Below are 4,381 nucleotides of genomic sequence, written 5' to 3' on the forward strand. Positions count from 1 at the left end.
GGCTACCGGCGCGCGCGGGCACGAAGACCTCGTCGGCGAGCGCCGCCGGATCGACCGCGATGCCGGCCGCGCCGAGCGCGGTGGCGAGCGCGGCCGGGCCGCACTGGTGGTCGGTCTGCGGGAAGAACGGCGTGGCGCGCAGTTCGACGACCGGCGGCAGGTCGGCGGGGGGATGCGCGCGCAGCGCGGCGGTCTGCACGGCGCATCCAGTCAGGAAGACGGTCAGGAAGCCGCTCAGCGCCACCAGCGCGGCGCGCATCACGTCAGCGGATCGGCCGCGTGAACGGAAACACCTTCGTGTAGCCGAGGACGTCGGTGATCAGCAGCAGCACCAGCACGAAGATCAGCGAGCCGACGACGTCGTTGGCGCCGGCCGGCGCACGATCGATCTCGGCGCCCAGCTGCGCCGCCTCGGCATCGCTCAGCGCGGCGACGCGCAGGCGGGCCTGGCCGAGGTCGACGCCGCGTTCGGCGAGCGCGCGGGCGACGTCGTCGCGCTCCAGCGCCGCCAGCAGGCGCTCGCGCTGCGCGGCGCCGCTGACGATGCCTTCGCTTTCGGCGACCTGCTCGGTGCCGATCGTCAGCGCGTGCGCCGGCGCGCCGGCCAGCGCGAGGCTTGCGGACAGCACGGCGGACAACACGGCGGACGGAACGCGGGGGACGGGACGCATGCTGGGATCTCCGGCGGGGCAGGACGGCGCCGGTGGGCGCGACGGAGCCATCGTAGCAAGCCGCCCCGCCACGTGGGAGCCTGATAGGCTCGGGGTTTGCGCCGGTGCGTGTCGTGCCGCGCGCCCACCCCCTTCATCCTGCCCGTGACCACTCCCCGTCATTCGATGAGCCCCGCCGTCGTGGTGCTCTCGCTGATCCTGCTGCTCGGGATCCAGCCGGTCACGACCGACCTGTACCTGCCGGCCCTGCCGATGCTGACGCGCGCGCTCGACGCGCCGGTGTCGGCGGCGCAGCTGACGCTGTCGGCGCTGATCATCTGCTTCGGCGTCGCGCAGCTGGTCTGCGGACCGCTGGCCGACCGCTTCGGCCGCCGGCCGGTGCTGCTGGCGGGCCTGGCGCTGTACACCGTGGCCAGCGTGCTGAGCGCGCTGGCGCCGTCGATCGGCTGGCTGGTGTGGTGGCGCGCGCTGCAGGGCGCGGCGATGGCGGCCGCCGTGACCTGCGGGCGCTCGATCATCCGCGACCTGTACGCGCCGCACGAAGGGGCCCGCGTGATGTCGCGCGCACTGACCGGCCTGGGCGTGATCGCGATGGCCAGCCCGGTGATCGGCGGCCTGCTCGCGCAGCACCTGGGCTGGCATGCGGCGCTGATGGCACCGGCGGTGTTCGGCGCGTTGACGCTGGCCTTCATCGCGTCGCGCTTCGAAGAGACGGTGCCGGCGCGGAATGCCGGCGCGACGCGGCTCGGCCCGCTGCTGCGCAACTGGGGCAGCGTGCTGCGCCACCCGACCTTCCAGGCCTGGGCGGCGCTGTCGGCGTTCACCTACGGCGGGCTGTTCTTCCTGCTCGCCGGGTCGTCGTTCGTGTTCATCGAGGTGCTGGGCACGTCGCGGGTGGGCTATGGCGTGATCATGCTGAGCAACTCGCTCGCGTACACGCTGGGCACGCTGCTGTGCCGGCGCCTGCTGGCCTCGCACGGGCTGCGCCGTGCGGTGGCGGTGGGGGGCGGCTTCACACTCGGCGGCGGCGTGACGATGGCGGCGCTCAGCCTCGCCGGCGTGCACGAGGTGTGGGCGATCGTGCTGCCGCAGTGGCTGTATGCGGTCGGCCACGGCATCCACCAGCCCTGCGGGCAGGCCGGCGCGGTCGGGCCGTTCCCCGAGAAAGCCGGCACCGCGGCCTCGCTGTCGGGCTTCGGCATGACGCTCAGCGCGCTCGCGGTCGGGCTGTGGCTCGGCAAGCACCTGGACGGCACCGTGTACCCGCTGACGCTCGGCATCGGGGTGTGCAGCGTCGGCGTGGCCGCGGTCGCGTGGACGCTGGTGCAGCGGCACGGCGAGCCGCCGCGGCCGGCCACTGCCGCCACGCAGGCCGCCTGAACAAATTCAAGACAAAGCTTTCCGATGACTGCATCCCTGAACTACCTCTGCCTCGCCGGCCCCACCGCCTCCGGCAAGACCGCCGCCTCGCTCGCGATCGCGCAGGCGCTGGCCGAACGCGGCAGGCCGGTCGAGATCATCAGCGTCGACTCGGCGCTGGTCTACCGCGGCATGGACATCGGCACCGCGAAACCCGGCGCCGCCGAGCGCGCCGTGGTGCCGCACCACCTGATCGACATCATCGAGCCGAGCGAGGCCTATTCGGCCGCGCGCTTCGTCATCGATGCCGAACGGCTGATCGCCGAGATCCGCGCGCGCGGCCGGCTGCCGCTGCTGGTGGGCGGCACGATGCTGTACTTCAAGGCGCTGTTCGAGGGGCTGGACGCGATGCCCGCCGCCGACCGCGCGGTGCGTGCCGCGCTCGAGGCGCAGTGCGAGCGCGACGGCCTGCATGCGCTGTACCGCGAGCTGAAGCGCGTCGACCCCGTGACCGCCGCGCGGCTGAAGCCGGGCGACCAGCAGCGCATCCAGCGCGCGCTGGAGGTGTACCGCGTCAGCGGCCAGCCGATCTCGTCGTTCCACACCGAGAAGCCGGCGCGCGAGCTGCCGCCGCTGATCTCGCTGGAGCCGAGCGACCGCGCCTGGCTGCACCAGCGCATCGAAACGCGCTTCCACCAGATGCTGGAAGACGGCCTGGTCGACGAAGTGCGTGCGCTGGAGGCGCGCGGCGATCTCGATGCCGACATGCCGTCGATGCGCTGCGTCGGCTACCGGCAGACCTGGGAGGCGCTGGTCGAAGACGACCTCAGCGAGCTGCCGGAACGCGGCATCGCGGCGACGCGCCAGCTCGCGAAGCGGCAGATCACCTGGCTGCGCGGCATGCCGCAGCGGCAGGTGATCGCCTGCGATGCGCCGGACGCGATCGAACGCGCGGTGGCATGCGCTGTCGAGTGCGCAGCGCAGCTGGCGGCATGACGACCCTGCTCGAGGTGCGGGGCTTGGCCAAGCGCTATGGCGACACGCCGGTCTTCGCCGGGGTCGACCTGGCGCTCGCGGCCGGCGAGTTCGTCGCGGTGCTCGGCGAATCGGGCGTCGGCAAATCGAGCTTCCTGAACTGCCTGGCCGGCCTCGACACGGTGGACGCCGGCTCGGTCCACATCGCCGGCACCGAGATCACCGCGCTCGACGACACGCAGCAGGCGCTGTTCCGCCGCGCCCACCTCGGCTTCGTGTTCCAGGCCTTCCACGTGCTGCCGCACCTGAGCGTGGCGCAGAACGTCGGGCTGCCGCTGCTGCTGCAGCACCGGCCCGACGAGGCGCGGGTGGAGGCGCTGCTGAAGGCGGTCGGCCTCGACGGGCTCGGGCCGCGGCTGCCACAGACCTTGTCCGGCGGGCAGTTGCAGCGCGTCGCGATCGCCCGCGCGCTGGTGCACCGGCCGCAGCTGATCCTGGCCGACGAGCCGACCGGCAACCTCGACCCGGCCACCGCCGAGCGGGTGATGGACCTGCTGTCGTCGCAGGTGCGCGAACAGGGCGCCGCCTGCGTGCTGGTGACGCACTCGCGCACCGCCGCTGCGCGCGCCGACCGCGTGCTGACGCTCACTTCGACCGGCATGAGCGCCTGACACCGTGCTGTCGCTGCTGCGCCACCTGTCCTGGCCCGAGCTGCGGCACCACCCGTGGCGCAACCTGGCCGCGCTGCTGGCAGTGATGCTCGGGGTCGCGCTCGCGTTCTCGGTGCAGCTGATCAACCAGTCGGCGCTCGGCGAGTTCAGCTCGGCGGTGCGGGCCGTCAACGGCGAGCCGGATTTCGAATTGCGCAGCCAGCGAGGCGGCTTCGATGAAGGGCTGTACGGCCGCGTCGCGACCTGGCCGCAGGTGGCGATCGCCAGCCCGATCGTCGAACTCGACACCTACGCCTTCGATGCGCAGGGGCAGCGCGTGCCGCTGCACGTGGTCGGCGTGGATGCGCTGGTGGCCGGGCCGCTGTCGCCGGCGTTGATGCCGCGGCCTGACACACGGGCGGATGCGGGTGCGGACAGCGATGCGGACCGCTTCGCGGTGCTGGCCGCCGACTCGGTGTTCCTGAACGCCCAGGCGCAGCAGCAGCTCGGGCACCCGCGCAGCGTGCGCCTGCAGACGACGGCGGGCAGCGTCGAACTGCAGGTGCGCGGCAGCGTCGGCGCCAACGGGCCGGCGCTCGCGGTGATGGACATCGCCGGCGCGCAATCCACCTTCGGCTGGTTGGGCCGGCTCAGCCGCATCGACGTGCGGCTCGCGCCCGGCGCCGACCGCGAGGCGGTGCTGCGCGCGCTGGCGCTGCCCGAGGG

General features: G+C 73.3%; 5 protein-coding genes and 1 pseudogene. 4 read left to right on the top strand and 2 right to left on the bottom strand.

The annotated features are described in order from the left end of the window. Together ACXJLU_RS32795 and ACXJLU_RS32800 are read right to left on the bottom strand one after the other, a co-directional pair. Positions 1-259, bottom strand: a pseudogene (locus ACXJLU_RS32795) (hypothetical protein); the annotation flags it as partial. Positions 260-263: 4 nt separating this feature from the next. Next, positions 264-671 carry a PA2779 family protein gene (locus ACXJLU_RS32800; RefSeq protein WP_457337919.1) on the bottom strand — a complete coding sequence of 136 codons (408 nt, stop codon included), beginning with the start codon at positions 669-671 and terminating at the stop codon, positions 264-266. A gap of 165 nt (positions 672-836) precedes the next feature. On the opposite strand from ACXJLU_RS32800, the gene ACXJLU_RS32805 reads away from it, so the two are divergent. The 4 genes from ACXJLU_RS32805 to ACXJLU_RS32820 form a co-directional block, all read left to right on the top strand. Further along, positions 837-2,051 (top strand): multidrug effflux MFS transporter, encoded by a 1,215-nt coding sequence (locus ACXJLU_RS32805; RefSeq protein WP_457337920.1) that lies wholly within the window; start codon positions 837-839, stop codon positions 2,049-2,051. Between the two features lie 24 nt (positions 2,052-2,075). Then, complete coding sequence (miaA, locus tag ACXJLU_RS32810) at positions 2,076-3,026, top strand: tRNA (adenosine(37)-N6)-dimethylallyltransferase MiaA (protein ID WP_457337921.1); 951 nt, start codon at positions 2,076-2,078, stop codon at positions 3,024-3,026. Further along, complete coding sequence (locus ACXJLU_RS32815) at positions 3,023-3,676, top strand: ABC transporter ATP-binding protein (RefSeq protein WP_457337922.1); 654 nt, start codon at positions 3,023-3,025, stop codon at positions 3,674-3,676. The genes miaA and ACXJLU_RS32815 overlap by 4 nt, the downstream gene beginning before the upstream one ends. Before the next feature lie 4 nt (positions 3,677-3,680). Continuing rightward, positions 3,681-4,381, top strand: a 701-nt coding sequence (locus ACXJLU_RS32820) for an ABC transporter permease (RefSeq protein WP_457337923.1), incomplete at its 3' end; no start/stop codon positions are given.

This window comes from Rhizobacter sp. P5_C2 (genome assembly GCF_054049715.1).